The sequence below is a fragment of the Pseudoalteromonas rubra genome (genome assembly GCF_000967655.1).
GTDB classification, from domain to species: domain Bacteria; phylum Pseudomonadota; class Gammaproteobacteria; order Enterobacterales; family Alteromonadaceae; genus Pseudoalteromonas; species Pseudoalteromonas rubra_A.
In genome coordinates, this window is the sequence record NZ_JXYA01000045.1 from 20,793 (window position 1) to 44,344 (window position 23,552).

Sequence of the window (23,552 nt, forward strand, 5' to 3'; positions counted from 1 at the left end):
ATGTCAAGCCAAGACAAAAATAGCTTATTAGAAGAAAAAAAGAAAAAATTATTAAAGTTATTACAAGAAAAACAAAATAACCAAGGCGGTATTGTTAAACCCAATGAACTTAGAAAGGAGTTTCCACTTTCTTATAATCAACAGGGAGTTTGGCTAGTCAATCAAGTTGAGGGAGCGAGTCACCACTATAATGCACCTGCAGTATTTGATATTAAAGGGGGATTTAGTATTGAAACTGCGGAGCTGGCTTTTAAAAAAGTGATAGCAGAGCATGAGATTTTGCGAACAAGTTATCATTTGGTAGATGGCCAGCTGGTACAAAAGGTGAATGAGAGTGCAGAATTTTGCATTCAATCATTTGACTTAAGTGATGCATCAGACGATGAACTCAATGATTTAGTTAAGAAGCAAACCGAGCACCAATTTGATTTCGAAAATGAATTGATGCTTCGAGTTAGCTATATAAAGCGCGCAAATAATAAAGCGACGCTGATATGTAATATTCATCACATAGCATGTGATGGTTATTCTTTGAAACTCATTTTCTCATGTTTCTGCAGGCATTATGAGTCGTTAATTTCAGGTCATGAACTTGAATTATCGAAGCGCCAAATTAGCTATGGAGACTTTGCGGTATGGCAGCGTGAGCGGTTTGGTAACGGAGCAACAGACGAGAACAACCTAGGTTATTGGCAAGCACATTTGGACGGCGCCTTGCGCACAATTCCAATACCTTCATCCGTGTTAAAGAAGAATGCTGCATCTTTGGAAGGTGGGGTATATCACTTTGAGATAGACAGCTCACTACAAAGCGCTATCGGTAAGCAGTTAGAAGCCTATGGTGTGACCTGGCATATGTGGTTACATGCCATATACGCTGTGTTATTGCACTGCGTATCGAGTCGACGTGACATCTTAATAAGAACACCGTTTGCAAATAGAGCAAATAGTCAACTTAAAGATGTCGTAGGTATGTTTACGAATGAGCTACTTTTGCGTACTAAAGTGGATCCCAACGCTCGATTTTCTGACTTACTCAAAGAGATAAAAACAACCAACTTAAATGCACAGGATCATCAAGATGTCCCATCAGAATTACTGATGCAGATGACATCCAGCGAGCATGGCAGTGTAATGGCTGGCGAAAGCCAGGTTGCACTCAGGATTGATGATCATCAGTTAGAATCTTTCAACTTTTCGAACTGTGAACTTATTTTAGAGCCAGTTGAACTGAGATACGTGAAATATGATCTCATTCTTGCAGCTACTTTCTCTAATGCGCAGTTACAGTTGATGTTTGAATACCGAAAAGAGGCCTTTTCTCGAGAGGATGTCGCTGCACTATCATCAGGACTAATTTCATTAATCGAACATGTTTGCAAAGATGAGCAACAAAGGATTGGCGAATTAAGGTTGGTACCAAAAAGTAATAGTTTGATCCCCTCGGAAATCAATCACGGCGAGACGTCTGCAAACTCTTTTATAGAAGCTTTTGAACAAAATGTATTGAATAACCCCAGCTCACTTGCCATCGTTGAGGGGGAGCGCAAGTTACGCTATTTGGAGCTTAATACCGAGGCGCAGAAGATAGCGACAGCTTTACAAGCCAGACAGGTTAAACAAGGCGACTTAGTTGCTATTTCATTACAAAAGAGAATTGAGAACTTGGCCGCAATGATCGCGGTTCAAAAGCTGGGCTCACCTTTTGTGCTTTTAAGTGATAAATTCCCCCATGCTCGCAAGAGCTATATATTAGATGATTGCAAGGCATCAATACTCATTACAGACTCGCAGCATGGTGAATTCAAGCAAGTAATAACCGTACCATATCAAGCGTTGATTACGACTACTTCAGAGTTTGAACCTGTAGAAGTGCGTTTAACTAAAGACAGCACGGCGTATGTATGTTACACGTCCGGCACTTCTGGTTACCCTAAGGGAGCCGAGATAACACACGACGGTATTTTGAATTTATCAGAGAATATGCGCGTTATTATGAACCGGTTTTTTGATAATGACACTTCATTACGGTGGACGACACATGCCACGCCATCTTTTGACGCTTCATTACAAGTGGTATCTCAACTGCCTAATAATGTGACAATTGTTTCATGTTTAAATGAGAATGATCCAAAGAAACTGGTTCGCTTTTTGTTCGAACATGACATCAATGTATTTGACTGTACACCTAGTCAAGTAGAGCTGATGCTGCCATATCTTGAACAATCAGATTCTGATAAGCGCATTGTATTCGTAATCGGTGGAGAACCTATCTCCAAAGCGCTTTGGTTAAAGATTGCTCAGCTGACCAAGGAGACAAACATACGCGCTATTAATGTATACGGGCTGACAGAATGTGCTGTAAATAGCACATTTGCTGAGATCACCGGCGACACCCCTCATATAGGAAAACCATTAAATGGGGTGGAGCTGTGTATTTTAAGTGAGAATGGGAAACCTCTTCCCCAAGGGCTTCCAGGAGAGCTTTATATTGGTGGCAGAGGGCTGGCGAAAAGCTATATTAATAACTTTGAATTGACACAAGAGCGGTTCGTAACGCTTGCTGAGAATAACCACAAGCGCGCATACAAAACAGGTGACCTTTGCCGACTTAATGAATTTGGTAATATTGAATTCTTAGGTAGAGTTGATGACCAAATCAAAATTCGAGGTTATAGGTTAGAACTCAGCGAAATTGAACATCAATTAATGCAGCTTGATGAGATAGAGCAAGCAGTCTCAACCGTTGCCGGAGACGGTGAACATAAATATATTGTGGCTTATCTCAAAGTCTGCGGTAACAGCTCGCATCAAGCCGTGCTGGATAAGTCGGTGCAACACCTTGGCGAGCAACTACCAAGCTATATGTTACCGAGCAGCTTCCTAATCCTGGATCAAATACCTCTGACGACCCATGGCAAAGTAGATAAATCTCAGTTGCCGAATGTGCTTCCCGGCGCTCACTTAGAAAGAGACAAGCTAACGAACGCTTCCAGCACATTGGAAGATAAGCTTTTAGAGCTGTGGCAGAAAATATTGCAGCGACAGGATATTGGCTTAGCTGATAACTTTTTCGATGTTGGCGGAAACTCATTATTGGGCGTCCATTTGGCAAATGCCATTGGTGAAGCGTTCTCCATAGAACTCTCCGTCCGAGATATATTTCAGTATCCCACAATTTCTTCGTTACAAGACTTGCTCAGTGACACGCATAAAACACCTGATGATTCAGAGACGGATTTGAGCGAGGAAAGCTTAGAGCAGCCGGATATCGCGATTATCGGTTATTCAGGGCGCTTTCCTGATGCAAATAACGCAGATGAGCTCTGGACAAATATAAAGGAGGCGAAAGAGTCTCTTAATCATTACTCTGATGAAGAGTTACTGGAAGCGGGAGTATCCCCGGAAGTGCTGAAAAGCGCTAACTATATTAAATCAGGAATAACACTCGATAATATCAAGGGGTTTGATGCCGAATATTTTGGAATGACACCAAATGAGGCTAAGGTATTAGATCCTCAGCAAAGGCTACTTTTCGAGTGTGCCACCGAAGCACTGGAACATGCAGGTTATGGAGATACGCAGTCATCACAAAAAATAGGCGTTTTCTGTGGAACGGGAGAGAGCCAGTATTTCTTTAATCATATTTTACCAAATAAAGACATTATCAATAGTCAAGGACTCAAGGCGCTACATGCGAATAGCCCAGCATTTACTGCAACGCGGCTTGCATATCAACTGAACCTGACAGGCCCAGCTATTAACGTTTTGACAGCGTGCTCAACTTCACTTGTTGCGGTTCATCAAGCATGTATGAGTTTAAAAAGTGCTGAATGTCATACAGCCTTAGCTGGTGGAGCCTCTGTTAGAAAGTTTGCTAAAGAGGGATATCAATTTGAAGATGGAAACATTCTTTCTTCAGACGGACATTGTCGAACATTTGATCAGAATGCTAGCGGGACAAGAGAAGGGGATGGCGGTGGCTTCGTTGTTTTAAAACTGCTCCAAAAAGCACTGGCCGATGGTGATGATATACATGCTGTAATCAAAGGGTCTGCGATAAATAATGATGGAAATGAAAAAGCTGGCTATGTTGCCCCCAGTGTCTCAGGCCAAGCTCAAGTTATTAAAGACGCAATTAAGAATGCAAAAATCCCATCTCATACAATCGGATATATAGAAACCCATGGAACTGGCACTAAGATTGGCGATCCGTTAGAAATAGAAGCCTTAAAACAGGTGTTTGATGGCAAATCTCAGCAGCAAACCCAAGTTGCACTTGGTGCATTAAAGCCAAACATTGGTCATCTAGATACTGGAGCTGGAATTGCGGGGCTTATGAAAGTTATCATGGCTTTGAAAAGCAATTTACTGCCCCCAACGATTAATTTTGATTCACTAAATGAAAATATTGATTTAGGCAAACACCTTTATATCAATAACAAATTAACTCAATGGCCTGATAATGACTATCCCAAAAGAGCGGGTATAAGCGCCTTTGGTGTCGGTGGGACCAATGCACATATCATTCTCGAACAGGCACCGCTTGCCCAAGCAGAGTTAGACGCTGAGCCAGCGCATACTTTGTTGTTATCAGCAAAGTCAGAGCAGGCATTAAAAGATGTTTATAGTCGCCATCGTGCGTTTTTCCATGAACTAGAAGAGTGTGACTCGCCTTATGTCGCATACACCTCTCAAGTTGGTGTCCGTCATCATGAATACCGCAGGGCAATTGTATACAAAAATATCTCTGACCTTTTAATTAAGCTAGATAACTTTGGCTTTAAACGCGTGACTCAAAGTGATAAAGCGCCTTCAACTATCGCGATGTTTTCAGGACAGGGGACACATTTTGAGGAAATGGGTGTTGAACTGTTTAATTCAGAGCCAGTATTTAAAGCATCGATTATCCAGTGTCGAGACATATTAAACCCATTACTTGGTATTGATATAGTCCGTTTATTTGAGGATCAAGAGCAATATCGTGAAGTTATTTTGCAAGGTGAAACCTGGATCTTGCAACCTCTACTATTTGCAATTGAATATGGCATCTACAAGCTACTAGAAAACAAAGGAATTCAGTTTGACGCCATGATCGGACACAGCCTTGGTGAGTATGTAGCAGCATGTATTGCAGGCGTGTTCTCATTAGCTGATGCATTGAAAGTGGTTGTATCCAGAGGTCGGTTAATGCATCAAACGCAGGTAGGTGCAATGTTATCTGTACTTGCTGATCACGAAAAAGTTAAAAGCATTATTGGTCAATGTAATGTTGCTGCGGTTAACAGTGAAAGACATTGTGTTCTGTCTGGCACTGTTGAATCGGTCGAACAGTGGAGAGCCCTGTTAAAAGAGTCTGGCATTCGGACAAAGTTGCTTAATACCAAGGGAGCTTATCATAGCGCTTTAATGGAACCGATTTTGGAAGAATTCAGGGCAGTAATTGAATCAGTACAAATCAATCAACCAACTATCCCAATTGTTTCAAATGTAACAGGGCAATATTTGAATGATGAGGTCTTAACTGCAACGTATTGGGTTGAGCATATTAAGGAGACCGTTTGGTTTGCTGATGGAATCGAGAGAATAGCAAATACATCTTGGCTTAATGATAAAAAGCTGTTCATTGAGATAGGGCCTTCTTCTGGCTTGGCAAGTTTTGTGCGGGACAACTCAAGCCTGCACAGTCCAGACACATTGCAAACGATGACCAAAAGCCAATCTGCATATTCTTTGATACAAACAGTGACAGCTAAAAGTTGGGAGCTGGGGGCACGAATTGATTGGCATAATATGCAGCGACCTAGAAAGATGCGCACAAAGGCATTGCCATGCTATCCGTTCCAACGCAGCACTCATTGGGTTGACAAGATTACACATGATCATGTCTCTGATAGAAAAGTCACTGGATTGACAAGTAACGATGTGAGTGACTATTTATATGAACCCGTCTGGATGGCTAAGTTCATTGATGAGGAGTGTTCTGAGTCAAGGCTAAATCCGAAATCAGCAGTAATATTTGTTGATAAACATGGTTTGTATAAAGGTGTTGTTGAAAAGTTAAAATCAAACTCTTGCCGTGTTTATACCGTTTCTCTGCTCGAGGGAGGCGGTGAAGATGACTGTGTTGACTACTTCATCGAAAAGAACGAGTTTGCATCCTACAGCAAAGTATTAGGTGATATTAAGAAAAAAGAGCCTGGCTTAGACCTGATTATTCATGCATTTAATGTTCAAGCTGATTCAGATTTCGATATTCACAATCAGGATGATTATTTCGAATTGGGTGCTTATAGCTTATTGTACTTAGCACAGGGGCTTCATGAGCATTTTTCTGATCAGGAAAATTGCGTTTTAAAAGTATTGGGTACCAATACTTTAAATGTAGGGCAGAGCGTAAACCCCTTTAAACAAGCACTGACAGCAAGCGTACGGGTGATTGAGAATGAGTTACCCTTTATTTCTAGTCAATTAATTGATGTTTCTGAAGTGATTCAACAGGGCTCAGTTACGCAACTACCTAATAGCTGTATGCAAACAATACTTGGAGAAGTTGAACATCAAGTTGTTGCGATAAAGAATGGCGTGCCTTGGTATCGTCAATACCAGAAAGTATCTGTAACGCATCCATTAGCGGATCCATCTAAGCTGCCTGTTAAAGCCAACAACGTATACTTAATAACCGGAGGAAGTGGCGGTATTGGACTCGAGGTCGCGAATTTCCTCAGTGAACACAGCTCTGTTGAAATTGTGCTTGTATCCAGAACTCCGATCCCTGAACGGGCTAGCTGGAATAGCATTATCGATGGTGAAGATGACACATGGAAACCGGTTGTTGAAAAAATTAAGGCTGTTGAGTCCAAAGGGAGTCGGGTACATACATACACCGCAGATATTAGTGACTGTGAGCAGTTTACACAGACATATCAGGCGATAGTCAAGGAGGTTGGAAAACCAAATGGGATTTTCCATACCGCAGGTGTTCCCGGTGGTAGGCTTTTATCTCTATTATCAAAGCAAGATGCGCAAAAGGTGTTTGCTCCAAAAGTGGCAGGCAGCTTAAATATCCTGAAAACGATTGATTTAGAGTACGTTGATTTTGTTATCAACTTCTCTTCGATTAGTGCGTTAAATGGCAGCATTGGCCAATTTGATTATGCGACAGCAAATGCGTTTCAAGATGGATTATCAAATATAAATGCGCTGTGTCAGCAAAAAGTAAAAACGATTAACTGGGATACATGGAAAGAAGTGGGGATGGCTGTTAAGAGTGTTGCCCCCAAAGGCTATCAGACACTGCTTGAGCAGCAACTGAAGAGCGGACTGGAAAATAATGAAGGACTTAAAGCTCTAAGTTTTGCGCTGTCTTGTAACAAGCGGCATTTAGTTGTGTCAAAGTCATCGACGCCGCCACATTTTGACATACCGTTTGATTTGGAGCTTATCAAAGACGCTGGGCTGGTAAAGAGCAGCGATGACAGCAACCACGATAGAACAATCACAGCTACAGAACAGTCTATGAAGAACCTGTGGAAGGACATCCTGGGTGTAGAAGTGATGTCACGTAGCGACGACTTTTTTGAGCTGGGGGGAGACTCTCTCTCGTTAAGTAAACTGTTAGCGCACATCAATCATCAATGGCAACTCAACTTATCCTTAAAGCAAGCATTTGAAAAAACAGATTTTCATTCCATGCTGCGATTAGTTGAAGGAGAACAAGGACAAAGTGAAGACAATGAGCACAATGCTAAATTGGCGCAACTTTGGTTCGATGTCATCGGTGTAGAAGTGTCATCTGCAGAAGATGATTTCTTCGATATGGGAGGGGACTCTCTCTCATTGAGTAAGTTAGTTGTTCATATTAATCACACCTGGAATACCAATATTCCTGTCAAAGATGCTTTTGAAAGCACTCAGTTTGCAAAGATGCTTGATTTAATTAATGAAAGTGTTGCTTTAAGTGAAGATAAAGACGCTGAAATTGAGGAGGGAGTACTATGAGCGTATTGGATATATTATCAACTGCAAATCAAGCCGGAGTTGAACTATACCTTAAAGATGGTCAGTTAGCCTATAGAGCAAAAAAAGCGGCTTTATCAAATGACTTAAAAGAAGTGTTGAAGTTAAATAAAAAGCAGGTAATTGATTATCTATCATTTGTGGAGCAGTTGAGAGCGGATGTTTGTGTCGCGAGTAAGACTCATGAATTAAGCTCTACTCACTTTGCATTATCAAGCAGTCAAAAAAGTGCCTTCTTTGCAATGCAAAAAGATAAGGCAAGCTACCACTTAAACATGCCTATGGGCATGGACTTAGAAGGCGAATTCTCTGTCTCTGTTTTTAATGATGCTTTAAATGCGTTAATTGAGCGGCACAAAATATTAAAAACTCACTATGTTATTGACGATTCAGGTGTGGCGAAACAAGTAGTTAAGCCTGGTAGTGATATTAAACTCAGGTTTTTAGATATATCTGATCAAACTGACTCTCAGAAAATTGAAACATTATCTGATATTGAAAAGCAAGAATCTGTAACGCCTTTCGATTTAACCTGTGACTATATGGTGCGGGGAATCGTTGTGAAATGCGCACCTAAAAAGCATTCGGTATTTATTACCTTGCATCATATCGCAGCAGATGACTGGTCAATCGGTATATTTAAGAACGAGCTGTCACAAATTTACAATCAGCTCACTAATGACACACCTGTTTCATTACCAGACTTACCTGTTCAGTATTTAGATTATGCAGTCTGGCAAGACAATATGTTTCAAAAACCGAGTATGAGCACGCAACTTGAGTATTGGCAAAGACGTTTGGACAGCGCGCCAATGTTACATTCGATCCCACTCGATAAACCGAGAGGTACGTTGCAAAATCATGAGGGAAGCAATGTCATAAATTGTTTAGACATCAGTGCCCTTAATGCCCTTAAGTCGTTAGCGAGAAGCAATGGAGTGACATTGTTTTCAATGGTTTCAGCTTTGTTTAATGCGTTTTTACACCGTTACACGGGTCAGGATGATCTGGTTATTGGTGTACCAGTTGCAAACAGAGATAAGCTTAGTGTCTCTCCCCTCGTCGGCTTTTTTGTAAACATGTTGCCCGTAAGGTCAACTTTAGAAGATGGGATCACCTTCGCTTCTTACTTGAAGCAATATCAAGATAACCTGCTCAGTGACTTCGAGTATCAACATGTACCTTTTAACATGATTGTTGAAAGTTTAGGTATTCCCGGTGGTAAAGCTCATAACCCGTTGTTTCAATTAGCTATAGTGATGGGTAATAGCGACATAGGAGAGATAAGCTTTGCAGGAGCCACGTCTCGTGACAGAGAACTGGAAGGTCATGCCGCTAAGTATGACTTAGCCTTGAGAGTAGGCGAGGGGGAAGAAGGCCTCAGATTTATTTGGGAATACGCGACAGCGTTATTTGAAGAAGCATCAATTATTCGAATGAGTCATTATTTTACTCAATTTATTGATGCGGTTATGGCGCATATGGACCACCCTGTAGAAGCCATACCACTTGTGGGTAGCAATAATATTAATTGCGTAGAGGCCAATCAACAGGGGCAAGATTCGCAAAGTGTCATTGATGTATTTTTACACGTGGTAAATAGTAACCCTAAACGCTTAGCTCTGTGTGATGAATCGTCTGAATTAACATATCAGGACATTCATGAACGTTCAAATCAGGTTGCTTATAAATTACGGACGTTAGGGGTCAAACTTGGCTCTGTGGTGTCAATTGAATTGCCCAAATCGGTCGAGTTATTTATCTCCGTTTTAGGTGTACTTAAAGCTGGCGCTGCTTACTTGCCGATAGACCCATCGCTTCCAGAGTTGCGTAAAGTTAGCATGATAGAACAAAGTCAGGTCTCAGTTGCTATTACATCTGTTGAAAATGAAAGTGCAGATCACTATGCACAAGTACGTGTAGTGACAGAGTTTCAGGCAATGCCGGCTAGAGATTTGCCTAATATTAATTCGGCGAGCATGGCTTATGTTTTATATACATCCGGTTCCACGGGTCAACCAAAAGGGGTCATGATTGGCCATAGCGGTATTGTTAATTTAGCGAAATATCAACAGTCATACTTCGCGGTATCGCCAGATAGCAAGGTACTTCAGTTTGCGTCATTTAGTTTTGATGCTTCCGTTTGGGAGTGGTGTATGGCGTTACTCAATGGTGCTTGTTTATACGTTTGTTCAGAACGTACCAGAACTTCGCCAGATCGACTGACAGCATATTTGCAAGATAATCAAATAACGCATGCAACCATACCTCCTTCGGTACTGAGTAGCATGAATTCTTCAGTAGATTTTCATTTTAAAGCACTGATCGTCGCAGGCGAAAAATGCTCTGAAAAACTCGCTCATCAATGGTGTGATCGATATCCCTTTTTTAACGCTTATGGCCCGACAGAAACGACGGTATGCGCAACAGTTGGCCGGATCTCAAAGTTAGGAAATATCCATATCGGTAAAGCTATAGATGGCTTTGAAGTCATGATTTTAGACAGGCATCAAAATCCTGTTCCTGATGGTGCAGTCGGTGAGCTTTATATAGCGGGTGTGGGCGTTGCTATTGGGTATATAAACAACCCGGTTCTTACCCGCGAACGATTTGTGATTAAAGAGTTTAACGGCATCGAACGTAGGCTCTATCGCAGTGGTGACTTAGTTAGGGTTTGCCCTGACGGTCAGCTTGAATTTATCAATCGTGTTGATGAGCAAGTTAAAATTAGAGGTGTAAGAATTGAGCTTGGAGAAATTGAACAGCAATTAATGCAAAACGATTCTGTGCGTTTGGCAAAAGCAATTGTGCATAACACCAGTTCGGATAATGCTGAAATACTGGCTTTTGTAACACTCGAAAACCAAAGCACTTCTAAAACATCTAGCTCCCTGGAACAGTATGAATTAGAAAATCATTTGTCTAGAGTACTGCCAAATACGATGTTACCTAGCATGGTTATCGAGGTTGAAGATTTTCCACTGACAAGAAATGGAAAGGTGGATACCAATAAGCTTATCGAATATGCGCAAATGCATCGTTTGTCATTTAGTAGTAATTGCGAAACACAAACGGAACTGACTTTACGTGACATCTGGAGCGAAATAACCGGTACAGCCGCTGAGCAGATAGGCAGAAATTCGAATTTTTATCACGTTGGTGGAAATTCACTATTGATAACAAAAATGCTGATATCTATTGAGCAGCACTTTGATGTTCGGTTGGAAATCGTTGACGTGATCTCAAAACAAAACTTAGCAGAAGTTTCCACTCTAATTGACGCTCGAAAAACGAGTCGAGTGGTTAAGGTTTCACATGACTATCAGTTAGAAGAAGATGAAATGGAAATACTGCTATGAGATTTTTAGAATTACTTGAATGTATAAAAGACCGTCAAATAAAGTTAAAGGTCAGTTCTGAGGGCCAACTTGCTGTCGTCGGAAATAAAGAAAACTTGACTCCTGCATTGGTTTCATCGCTCAAAACCCACAAGGCAGAAGTAATTAACTGGCTAACGCAACACGATAGTGATCCAGGTAGTATTGTGCGAGTGGACTATGGGGCTGAACATGACGCTAATGCTGAGCAACGCGGCATGTGGCTGTCGGAAACAGTTTCCAACGAGCATTCTAAATATAACTTAGTCATGGCGAAGCGAATATCTGGAGAGTTCGATCCGACTGTATTCGAAGTCGCTTTAACAAAACTGGCTCACAGACAGAAAGTGTTTACTACGGGGTTTGTAGAAAAAGCAGGTGCACTAAAACAGTATATTGTTGATAAGCCGCGGATTCATTGCAATTTAATCGACTTGCAAGGTAAATCGAAAACAGAGTTTGCAGCGGCGGTAGATGAGATCCTCATTGCTGAAGGTCAAAAACCGTTTGATTTTAGTGCCGGTAATCTACTCAGAGCAATCTTCATTAAGCACAGCGAGCAAAGCGCAGTACTATGTATAACATCTCATCACATAGCAATGGATGCTTGGTCCGCTGATATTTTTGATCGTGAACTTTTTGAGATTTACGACTCTATCATCCAAGAACGAGCTGTGAATTTACCTGAACTACCAGTTCAATATATTGATTATGTTAACTGGCAGCATGTTCGAAAGAACACCAAGCAATTTGAAAATAGCTTAACGTATTGGCAGTCCAAATTAGCGGGGGCACCTGACGTGCATTCTTTACCACTCAAGGATGGTAGACCCGCGAAGTTGAATGGAGAAGGTGCCCTTTATCAACTCAGTATTGATGAGGACTTAACGCGAAAAGTTAAAGCAGCTGCTGCAGAGTCAAATGTTACGTTATTCAATTTTCTTTTTGCCGTTTACACGTCTGTTATACATGTCCATTCGCAAAGTAATGACATTGTAGTTGGTGTGCCTATGGCTAACCGCCCAAAGAAAGAACTTGAATCTCTTATTGGACTATTTGTCAACAATGCCGCGATACGTATTCAGCTTAAGCAGGACTGGACATTTTTAGATGTATTAGAACAAACAAAAACGGCTGTACATGAGGCCTATGCGCATCAATCAGTACCTTTCGAATCCATTTTGAATACACTCAGTCTTAAAAGGAATGCGAGTGTATTACCATTAATTCAGTTAGTGTTTAATTTTAATGCCAGCAGTTCTGAAGAAACCGCTGTGAGTGATAAAGCGTTTGTAGCTGAGCCTTACTCTACGGATTTGAAAAGAGCTAATTTTGAATTACTGCTCAGTGTAACTGATGAGCTCGATTCACTGTCAGTGCTGTTTGAATACAATACACAGTTATTTGATAAAAAGTTTATTGCTCAGTTTGGACGTAGCTTTGTAAATACTCTGCGTGAGGTGACTCACAACGTCGCTTATACTGGCTCGCAATTAACCCAGGCAGAATCGCGATTAGCGGTGGCAAACTATGCCGAACTTTACCAACAGCGTGTTGAAAATACGGCCACTGATAACCAATGCATACACCAGGTGTTTGAACAGGTTGTTGCCACCAAGCCTGATCATATTGCACTAAAGTTTAAAGAGCAGTCCCTGACATACCGTACGCTAAACGCGCGCGCAAATGCCGTTGCTGCGCAGTTAATTAGTAAAGGGATCTCGAAAGAAGAAGTGGTTGGTGTATGCATTCAAAGAAGCCCTGAGTTCTTTGTTGCTATTTTGGCTGTACTGAAAGCGGGTGGTGCCTACCTCCCCATTGATATTGAGCACCCAAAAGAGCGTATTGAATATATGCTCTCCAACAGCAAGGTATCCAAAGTATTAGTTGATGATATTGAAGTAGGCTATGACTTTGATGGTGAGTGCTTTTTGTTGGAGCACATGACATGTACGGACAATGAGCAAATAGAGCAAAACCCTAAAGTAGAATGCACGTCAAGTAACCTGGCGTACGTTATTTATACATCGGGGTCAACTGGCAGACCAAAAGGTGTCATGATTGAACACCAAGGTGTGGTGAATTTAGCATCATATCATAAGGATTGTTTTGCCGTTTCATCGTCGAGTAACGTGTTGCAATTTGCGTCATTTAGTTTTGACGGTGCCGTGTGGGAAACTGTGATGGCGCTATTAAATGGGGCCAGTTTGCATATATGCAGTGATTTACACAGAAAGTCGCCAGAAGCACTTGAAACCATGTTGGTTGATAATCAAATAACTCATGCAGCGATACCTCCCTCTGTATTGGCGCACATGAATGAAGAGCTGCCATATTCATTTAAAGGCATCATAGTCGCGGGCGAAAAAACTTGCGCCTCAGTCGTAAATCGGTGGGCAAAAAAGTTTGCACTATATAACTCTTATGGTCCCTCTGAGGCAACCGTGGCTGTGACAGGTCGTTGGCTGGCTCCAAATACCGATATTACCGTTGGTTGTGCTATTCCAAACACTAAGGTCTATGTACTCGGGACCGACAAACGAGTTTTAGGATTTGGGGTACAAGGGGAGCTTCATGTAGCAGGTGTTGGATTAGCAAGAGGTTACATCAATAGTAGTGATAAAAATAATAGCAAGTTTTTTTATCATGACGCGCTTCAGACACGACTTTATAGTACCGGTGACTTGGTTAGAATGAACGACTCTGGGGATGTAGAGTTTTTAGGGCGTACCGATGATCAAGTAAAGGTAAGAGGTCATCGAATTGAACTCATTGAGGTTGAAAAGCAAATAGAAACGCATAGCTCAATTAAGTCTTCAAAAGTGATATTTATTGAGGATGGCCCATCTTCTCGCCTAGTTGCGTTTTTCATACAGAAAAAAGGCGCCGGCAGTCTGGCAGAGCAAAGTGCAACAGCTACATTGAGAAATTACCTGTTAGCTGCATTACCCCAATATATGGTCCCGGCTAGCTTTATTTCACTTGAACGATTCCCGCTGACTGTAAATGGCAAAATCGATACAGCTAGTCTTCTTAATCAAGCGCTGAACAGTGAGATTAGGTGTGGTACCAAGCCCCGCACCGATACACAAATTGCCATAGCACATATTTGGGCTGAAATACTTTCAATAGAGGTGAATAAAATATACCTCGAATCCAACTTCTTCGAGCTAGGTGGCAACTCCTTACTGATGGTCAAGCTCAGCAAAATGCTTGATGAGCAATTCAAGATAAAGATCAAGGCGAATGTGGTACTTGGAGCTGAAAGCTTAGAAATATTGGCATTAGGTATAGATAAAGCAATAACCGAAAACCTTATCATAGAAAAAAAACTAAAATCAAAAATTGTATCAAAAGGAATATTATGAATATCAATGGCTTGTTAGAGCTTTGCGCCGATTCGGGGATTTTTTTGTACACAGAAAATGGTGAGCTTAATTTTGAAATGACGAGCGAGGTCTTCCCTGAAGAGCTCAAGAACAAAGTAATTGAAAATAAAAGTGCGATTATTGAATTTCTGAGTGATAAAGCGTCATACGAAAAAGAAGAAAACACCATAGCATCTGCGTATTTAAATGAACAGGGTGAGCATCCACTGGCGTATTCACAACAAAGGTTGTGGTTGATAGACCGCATATCTGGCAGCAGTGAGCAGTATAATTCCCCCAGTGTGACAAGGATAAAAGGGCAATTTGATCTTGTCGTTGCTGAGCAGGCTATTAATGCAATTATAGAGCGTCATTTACCCTTACGAGCTGTTTTTTCAGAAACAGAGGAAGGGGTTCATCAAACCTTCCAAAAAGAAGTGTCTTTTAAAATACAGACCGTAGATCTATCTAAGCTATCTCCATTAGAACAGGCTAATGAATTAAGCTCACAGGTAGAAAGTGAAACCCTGAAACCATTCAATTTAGGACAAGATTTATTGATAAGAGCTGTCTGGTTTCAAGTGGCAAGTGATGAAGGGTTATTAGTTTTTAACATACATCATATTGCTGCAGATGCCTGGTCAGTACCAATTCTTAATAGGGAGTTCATCCAGTTTTATTCTGAAATAAAAGAAGCAGGTATGCTCATAGCACCTAAGCTTGAGATTAACTATTTAGACTTTATTTACTGGCAACAAAAGCAAGTATCTAATGGTCAGTTTGACTCTCAGCTGCAGTATTGGCAAAAGCAATTAAACGCTCTACCTTTGGAACATAGTTTAAAGTTTGATAGCGAAAGGCCTCCTCAAACTACCTTTTGTGGGGGAAGTGTGAGCTTTTCACTTGATGCGTTGCAAAGCGAGCTTTTTTGCCGTGTGGCGCATGAGCATAATGTTTCTCACTTTATGCTGGCTCATGCTTTATTTTCTCTGTTCATCTCTATTAAAGGAGAAAGCGATGATATTGTTGTAGGTACTCCAGTAGCTAACCGATATCAACAAGGAGTCAATGATCTCATTGGATTCTTTACAAATACATTGGTGTTGCGAGTCAGTACCGAGAAAAATATACCATTTAGTCAATGGCTAAGTGAAATTAAGCATATAAATCTTGATGCGCAATCGAATCAAGATTTACCTTTTGATGTACTTGTTGATGAGCTAAACCCGGTTAGAAGTCCAAACTACTCGCCGCTATTTCAGATTATGCTGACTTCAAATAGCACCGAAGAAAATGAGGCTAACCTTCCTGATTTAATATTTTCACCTGAGTCTTTAGATAACAAAACATCTAAGTTTGATTTGCTCCTGGACTTTAGAGAATCTCAAGGCTCAATTTCATTTAATTTTGAATACAATAGTACGCTTTTTGACGCTTCGACCATTGCTTGTTATGCAGAGCAATTTAAATTGCTTTGCAATAAAGTATTAGAAAATACGGACAGTCCAATACATGCTTTCGATTTACTGTGTGATGGGGATAAGTCTTTTCTCATTGATGACATGAATAATGTAAAGAAAAATCATGATGGCCAAAAGTTGATTCATCAATACTTTGAAGACTTTGCAGAAAAAGCACCACACAGGCTTGCGTTACAATATTTAGAGAACAAATATTCGTATCAAGAGATCAATCACAGAGCGAATAAGCTTGCCCATTTTTTAAAATCAAAAGGAGCTGCGCCGGATAAAATAGTTGGTTTGTTGCTGGACAGGCGAGTTGATACAGTTGTAAGCATCCTTGCAGTGTTAAAGACTGGTGCAGCCTATACACCGCTGGATGTTAATTTACCCAGTGAGCGTATTGCGTACATGATTGAAGATAGCAGCGCATCTTTGGTTATCTCTGCGTCTAAATTTACTGCCCATGCCTATCTTAACAATGTTGATTTGGTCATATTAGACAATGTGGACTGTGCGCGAGAGATTAGTCTGTGCTCATGCCAAAATATCGAACCGACTCAGCCTCTAGACATCCACAGTCCGGTGGTCATGATTTATACATCAGGCTCTACAGGTAGACCAAAAGGGGTAACTGAATCTCATATTGCCATCACTAATCTGGTTCTAGGCCAATTTCAGGGAAGTGAAGCTGGTTCTATACCAAGAACCATGATGTTCGCACCTTTTAGTTTTGATGCATCAGTTCATGAAATGGTGACAACTTGGCTTGATGGGGGGGCATTGGTGCTTGCCGGCCAGCAGGTGAAGGACAATTTAATTGAACTGCCAGAGTTTATGGCCAGCAATGATATTAACCGGGCTTTTATTCCTCCTTCAGTAATTAATCTTGTCTTTGATATCGCGTATGACAAGGGCGTAGACTTGTCTGCTTTTAAGTTTGCCGTTGTCGCTGGTGAAGTGCTGAAAATTGGTAACTCAACGCGCCGCTTTCTGATTGAGCATCCTGATTTTGAGTTATGGAATCATTACGGGCCATCCGAGACTCATGTTCTGACAGAGTACAGAGTTAAAAATCAAGATAATGAAGAAATGCCACCCATCGGAAAAATGATCCCAAATATGAATGGATACATTTTAGACAGGCATGGACGTTTAGTGCCCTTTGGTGAACCTGGTATCCTTTTTGTTAGCGGTCCAGCCGTTGGGCCTGGATATCACATGAACCCGGAAATTACACGTCAAAGGTATATCGATAACCCTTTTAAGACAGAAGATGGGTTTAATACGCTTTATAACACGGGAGACAGAGTTCGTTACAACAAGCAAGGCGATATGCTTTTTCTTGGCCGTGCTGATAGTCAACTTAAAATTCGCGGTCTAAGAATTGAGCCTTCCGAAATCGAATACCAGTTACAGAGTATGAGCACCGTGAGCAAGGCGGTGGTAACGGATAAAGAGCTGGATTCAGGTGAAAAAGTACTGATTGCATTTGTTCAGCTAAATGCAGATGAACGAGAAACTAAAGTCGAAAATGACAGTATTGATGCCTGTTTTGACCATCTTAAAAATACTCTGCCATCTTATATGATCCCAAATCGGATTAGTGTGGTGGAACACTGGCCACTCAACAATAATGGAAAAATTGACAGGCAAAAACTACGAGATATTCATCAATCAACGGAGGTTAATGAGGCTCTAGTTACTGAAACAGAAAATAAGTTGGCCTCATTGTGGAGCCGTCTATTATCTTTGCCTGTTGAATCTCTAGGAGGGACATCTGACTTTTTCGCTATAGGAGGCAATTCTTTATTGGCAGTACGTTTGCTGTCAGCAATACAGGAGTGCTTTTCAATTGAAACAAATGTTCAGATTATATTTAGTTGCCCAAAATTGAAAGATTTAGCTGCCCATATTGAAGTACTAATGGCCTACCAGTCAGAGTCAATAAATGCAGAAGATGTACAAAGTGAGGGGTGGCTATGAGTGCGGCAAGTATTGTACTAGAGTCTTTAAAAGCAGGTGTTCACCTATTCTCTGACGGGAATAAGCTTGGTTTTAAATTAGTTAATGGGCATTTCCCTGATGAGCTAAAGTCTAAGATTATAAGTAACAAAGCTCAAATCCTGGAATACCTGAAGCAGTGTGATGCTAATGATAGCTCGTCATTTCCTATGGGTGAAATAAACAAAAGAGCCGCGAATAACGGCGATGTTTTCCCTGCATCGTTTGCTCAGAAGCGCTTATACTTCATTAATCAGTTGAGTGCAGGAAATGAATATAACTCAATAGATTTGTTTAGAATCAAAGGTGATTTTGATTTAGCGCACTGCGAGCTGGCCTTTGTCAGGTTGATCGAACGCCACCTCCCGTTAAGGACAGTGTACTTTGAGGATGAATTTGGAGTACAACAACGGGTTTTAAATAGCGTTTCTTTTAAGTTAGAAAAAGCAAATATCAAGTCAGATGAGTTAGCTGCTGAAAGGTCAGAGATACAACAAGCTGCACAAGAGCTGTTAAATATTGCCTTCGATCTCAAAGCGGACTTGCCAATTAGAGTAAAAGTCTTAGTAAGAAGTAACTCTGAACATATTTTACTACTCTCACAGCACCACATTGCAACGGATGGATGGTCAAACAAAATTCTGTTACAAGAGTGGCAGCAGGTTTATCAGCAGATTTGTGCGGGTGAAAAATCACATTTACCACCGCTGGACATTGATTATATTGATTACACATTATGGCAAAAAGCGTTATTTGATGATGGTAAAGCGGCAAAGCAAATTGAGTATTGGCGAGCGCATTTGAGTGGAATGCCGACGCTGCATAAAGTGGCCACAGATCACCCTCGACCTAAGTCTCCTACACACGCCGGAGCAAACCACAGTTTTAGGCTTGAAAGTAAGGAATATCAGCAGCTCCAAGCGTTAGCCAAAAAATACAACGTAACAACTTTTATGTTGTTACATGCAGTCTTTAGTGTGCTTTTGTATAGAGTGTCTGCACATGATGATATTGTAATTGGTACACCGGTTGCCAATCGACGTAATCGTTCTTTGGAAGGGTTAATAGGACTATTTGTTAATACTTTAGTGTTGAGACTTCGGTGTGAAGCTGACATGTGTTTCAACGACTTTTTGAGTGAAACAAAAAGGGTTATTTTAGATGCCTTGGCAAATCAAGATGTACCATTTGAGCATCTTGTTGAGATTATTAATCCTCCAAGGAGCTTAAGTTATAGTCCTTTAGTGCAAATAGTATTTACGTTAAGTCAAGCTGAGTTAGCGCAACAATCGGCTGGTCCTTTGACTGTAGAGCCGATTAAGCCTGAATGCTCAAGAGCAAAGTTCGACCTAAACTTGAATGCGATAGAGTACAGAGACGCTATTGAATTTAACTTTCAGTATAGTACTGAGCTTTTTTCTGCAGCTTCAATTGAATCTCTTTCCAGTCAGTTTGTAACATTAATCGACTCAATATGTATTGAGCCAACCACACCGCTCAGTCAATTAAACTTACTACCAGGCGGGACTGAACAGGCTTTACTTAAAAGTGTGGTTAGTCGTTATCAAAATTACCCTGCTGTTGATTGTTTGGATAATATTTTTTCTCGAACGGCTGCTCAATTTCCACAACGTATCGCGCTGAGTTGTGGTGCAGTTGATTTGACCTATAAAGAACTGGATGAGAAAAGTAACCAGCTAGCACACTACCTTGTTTCTCAGGGGATAAGCCATAATGATAAGGTAGGTATTTGTTTACCCAGAAGCCATAATACACTTGTTGCTATCTTAGCCATTTTGAAGGTGGGTGCCATCTACGTACCACTGGACCCAGCAAACCCCGAATCAAGGCTTTCTTATATCGCTGTTGATAGTCAGGTTAGCAGTGTGATCACCTCTGCTGATACACCCAATTTGAACCTTTTCGATCACAATATGCTAATTTGCATCGGCTCACTGGCGCTAGAGGAGTTGCCAGTCACTAAACCCAATATAGAAGCTAAGAGAGCAGTGTCAGATCCTGCCTATATCATTTATACATCGGGCTCTACAGGGAAGCCCAAAGGTGTTGTCGTGAGCCATGGCAACGTTGAACGTTTGTTCTATTCAGTCGAGGACAAGTTTGATTTTACCGAACGAGATGTTTGGACCATGTTCCACTCTTACGCTTTTGACTTCTCAGTGTGGGAAATGTGGGGCGCGTTTTTTTATGGTGGCAAGCTCGTTGTGGTCGATGAGCAGCAATCGCGTGATCCTGAAACATTCTATGAGTTAGTTGCTTTGCATAAAGTAACTGTTTTAAGTCAAACTCCCAGCGCATTTATAGGGTTTGACACCATAGATAGAGAGCAGGCTCAAAATCTGTCGCTGAGGTACGTTATTTTTGGCGGAGAAGCCTTGCAACTATCCAGTCTAAAAGGGTGGTACACACGTCACCCGGATGACTATCCCGCCATTGTTAATATGTATGGCACGACCGAGACCACAGTCCATGCGACATATCGAAAGCTTGAAAAGCAAGACGTTGAACAAAATCGAGGTAGCTTGATTGGTGAAAGCTTATCTGATCTGACGATTTATATCCTGGATACAGCAGGAAAGCTGGTGCCTAACGGGGTCGCGGGAGAGATGTACATTGGAGGTGCTGGTGTTAGCTATGGATACTATAATAAAGCCGAATTAACCTCAGAACGATTTATAAGCAATCCATATTTAGATGGAGATATACTCTACAAAACCGGAGATGGTGCAAGGGTGCTTTCTGATGGTGAAATTGAATATTTAGGCAGGTTAGATAATCAAGTTCAAGTTCGAGGCTTTCGTGTAGAGCTTTCAGAAATAGAAAGAAAGATCCTGGAATTACCAAGTATTACTTCAGCAATTGTAATATACCAGCAAGAGGAAAAAAGTTTAGTTGCGTACATAGTAAGCGAGGTAAATAAGCGTATTAATGAGGCGACATACATTGCTAATTTGAAGGCTGAGTTAGCAGTGGATTTGCCAAAATACATGATCCCTAACAGGTTTGTTGTTTTAGATAAGCTGCCGACTACCGTGAATGGTAAAATAGACAAAAATGCACTCCCGAATGTCACTAGTGCGCTTTCAGACAAGGTTATTGTGGAGCCCAGAAACCACATTGAAGAAGAGTTAGTAGGTATTTGGTCTAAGGTACTCAAAATAGAGCAAATATGTATTTATGATAATTACTTCACGCTCGGTGGGGACTCTATTAAGGTCTTGTCGTTAATTGCAGCCGCAAAAAATAGAGGTGTTTTTTTCTCGGTCCAAGATTTATATAACAATCAAACGGTTGAAAAGCTAGCAACTTTCATAGCAGATACCCGAAAAGATACGAGGTGTGATAGTGCCTCTGTGCCTGACACAAAACCAGCACAACACTACCTGGCTAATCTTTCAGGCCTTGAGAAAAGTAGTGTAGAAGATGCATTCCCAACCACGGTAATGCAGCAGATAATGTTAAAACATCACGGTTTACATGAAAGTGTTGTCGGTGTTTATCTACCTCAAACTGTATTTGAAATAAGACGAAGTCATTTTTCAATAACAGACTTTCGTGATGCGATAGAAACTTTGATTGGACAAATTCCAGCATTAAGAAGTACATTTGTAAAATGCAGCGAATATGGATACATCCAATTGGTTCATAGGCGCTTTAACGTTAATTTTGATATCGAAGATATTAGTGGCTTAGCTGCGCATGAACAGAAAATTCGGGCAGAGGAGTTGCGAAATTTGCAGCTTAGTAAGCCATTTGAAATTAATGATAGTTCAAACTCATTAATTAGATTTGTTGTTATTCGCTATAATGAGTCTCACCATGAAGTGATCGTGTCCTCGCACCACGCAATCGAAGATGGCTGGGGAATGGTTATTTTCTTCAATGAATTGATGAAGAATTATGGTGAGCTCGTTGCAAAAGTACATCCTCAGCCCTCGGTATTGGCGAACAACTCCTTTAAGGAGCATGTATACCTAGAGCAAGAAGCTATCAATAGTAAGGAAAAGCGACATTTCTGGCTTGATAAGCTAGCGAGTTTTGATACGCATAAACAGCTGAATCTAAAGCCTCGTGGTGATCGTGAGGGATTGGATAAAGTTGAAGTAGCCTTTAAAGGCCACGATGTTAAGACGTTGGTGAATGTGGCTGCAGCGCATAAAGCTCAGGCGAAGACACTATTTCTGCAGTGTTTTATTAAGTCGTTGGTAGCGAAGTTCCATACACAACAGTTGTCTATTGATATGTTAACTTCTGGGCGCTCAGAACATTTGAGCAACCCGCTCAACAGTATGGGCTTATTTTGGAGCTTTTGCCCGTTTTTCTATAACTCAGAGCGCAATAGTGAGCAGCAGTTAGAGCAGCTTCAAATTGAGCTCAATGATATCACCACTCATGCTATTTTCCCTTATCAGCATGCACTTGCTGATGAGGCTGAGACTATCCAAAGTCAAATATCGTTTAAGTTTGTCCAATTTCATCATGCAAAAGATCATGAGGGCGCTCAAACGATTGCTGCTGAAGATCGTTTTCACTATCCGCTAAATCTATCAGTCGGACTATCTAACTGTGAGCAGCTATCTAAATTAGAACTTACTTTCAATCAAGCTTATATAACCCAAGAACTTGCGAAAGACATATTAAAAGCAATGGAAAAAGAGCTAAAAAAAATAATTAAGGAATATAAATGAACCAGAACAATAACTTTTATGACCCAATCGACTTTCCAAAATTTAAAGAGATCTTTGATAACTGGCGCTTGATCTCCCAAGAGTTGGCTAACTTGGATGCACCCGTTATGGAAGTCAATAGAGTAGGCAAATCACATGTTGAGGTATACCAAGATATTCTTTCTCAAGTAATGAGTGGGAAAGAGTATGGTTGGGTTAAAGGTTGGGATGATGAAAAAGAAAATAATAACTGGTTGCAACTTGCTCTTGTAATACATGATCAGAAAATGGAGTTTTTAAATGGCAAGCTAGATAAAACGATGGAGATGTTGGGGCGACTAAAAGGCATTAAAGTATGTGCTTTAGTAAAAATGAAGAGTCGCACTATACTTCACATGCATCAACATCCAGAGATTGACAGTGAAAACTTGCTGCAGTTGCATCTCACTTTGGATGCACCTGAAACGCAAAATTACAACTATCTCAATGTTAATGGGGAGTTTCGTCAACACAAAGTCGGTGAGCCGATTATATTTAACGGCGCCAATGATCATTTCGCATTAAACGAATCGTTAGGTAACCGCACCATACTATATATGGAATTCGCAAAAGAAGATTAAAAAATAGTAACCTTGC

The 23,552-nt window shown here is 40.9% G+C and carries 6 protein-coding genes; all 6 read left to right on the forward strand.

Annotated elements, in window-relative coordinates; translation table 11 throughout:
* From TW77_RS18075 to TW77_RS18100, 6 genes are read left to right on the forward strand one after another with little or no spacing between them, the layout of a single operon-like run.
* Complete coding sequence (locus TW77_RS18075) at nucleotides 1-8,001, forward strand: type I polyketide synthase (RefSeq protein ID WP_046006382.1); 8,001 nt, start codon at nucleotides 1-3, stop codon at nucleotides 7,999-8,001.
* The gene (locus TW77_RS18080) at nucleotides 7,998-11,378 is read left to right on the forward strand and encodes a non-ribosomal peptide synthetase (RefSeq protein WP_046006383.1); all 3,381 of its coding nucleotides are present in this window, start codon (nucleotides 7,998-8,000) and stop codon (nucleotides 11,376-11,378) included. Before TW77_RS18075 ends, TW77_RS18080 begins: the two co-directional genes overlap by 4 nt.
* Nucleotides 11,375-14,764 carry a non-ribosomal peptide synthetase gene (locus TW77_RS18085; RefSeq protein WP_046006384.1) on the forward strand — a complete coding sequence of 1,130 codons (3,390 nt, stop codon included), beginning with the start codon at nucleotides 11,375-11,377 and terminating at the stop codon, nucleotides 14,762-14,764. Before TW77_RS18080 ends, TW77_RS18085 begins: the two co-directional genes overlap by 4 nt.
* Nucleotides 14,761-18,210: a non-ribosomal peptide synthetase gene (locus TW77_RS18090; RefSeq protein ID WP_046006385.1), complete on the forward strand. Its 3,450-nt coding sequence runs from the start codon at nucleotides 14,761-14,763 to the stop codon at nucleotides 18,208-18,210. Before TW77_RS18085 ends, TW77_RS18090 begins: the two co-directional genes overlap by 4 nt.
* Nucleotides 18,207-22,937: a non-ribosomal peptide synthetase gene (locus TW77_RS18095; protein WP_046006386.1), complete on the forward strand. Its 4,731-nt coding sequence runs from the start codon at nucleotides 18,207-18,209 to the stop codon at nucleotides 22,935-22,937. Before TW77_RS18090 ends, TW77_RS18095 begins: the two co-directional genes overlap by 4 nt.
* Nucleotides 22,934-23,536 (forward strand): aspartyl/asparaginyl beta-hydroxylase domain-containing protein, encoded by a 603-nt coding sequence (locus TW77_RS18100; protein WP_046006387.1) that lies wholly within the window; start codon nucleotides 22,934-22,936, stop codon nucleotides 23,534-23,536. Before TW77_RS18095 ends, TW77_RS18100 begins: the two co-directional genes overlap by 4 nt.
* Nucleotides 23,537-23,552: the final 16 nt, after the last annotated feature.

Coding starts and splice junctions, on each gene's coding strand:
- TW77_RS18075 (WP_046006382.1), top strand. CDS start 1: ATGTCAAGCCAAGACAAAAATAGCTTATTAGAAGAAAAAAAGAAAAAA.
- TW77_RS18080 (WP_046006383.1), top strand. CDS start 7,998: ATGAGCGTATTGGATATATTATCAACTGCAAATCAAGCCGGAGTTGAA.
- TW77_RS18085 (WP_046006384.1), top strand. CDS start 11,375: ATGAGATTTTTAGAATTACTTGAATGTATAAAAGACCGTCAAATAAAG.
- TW77_RS18090 (WP_046006385.1), top strand. CDS start 14,761: ATGAATATCAATGGCTTGTTAGAGCTTTGCGCCGATTCGGGGATTTTT.
- TW77_RS18095 (WP_046006386.1), top strand. CDS start 18,207: ATGAGTGCGGCAAGTATTGTACTAGAGTCTTTAAAAGCAGGTGTTCAC.
- TW77_RS18100 (WP_046006387.1), top strand. CDS start 22,934: ATGAACCAGAACAATAACTTTTATGACCCAATCGACTTTCCAAAATTT.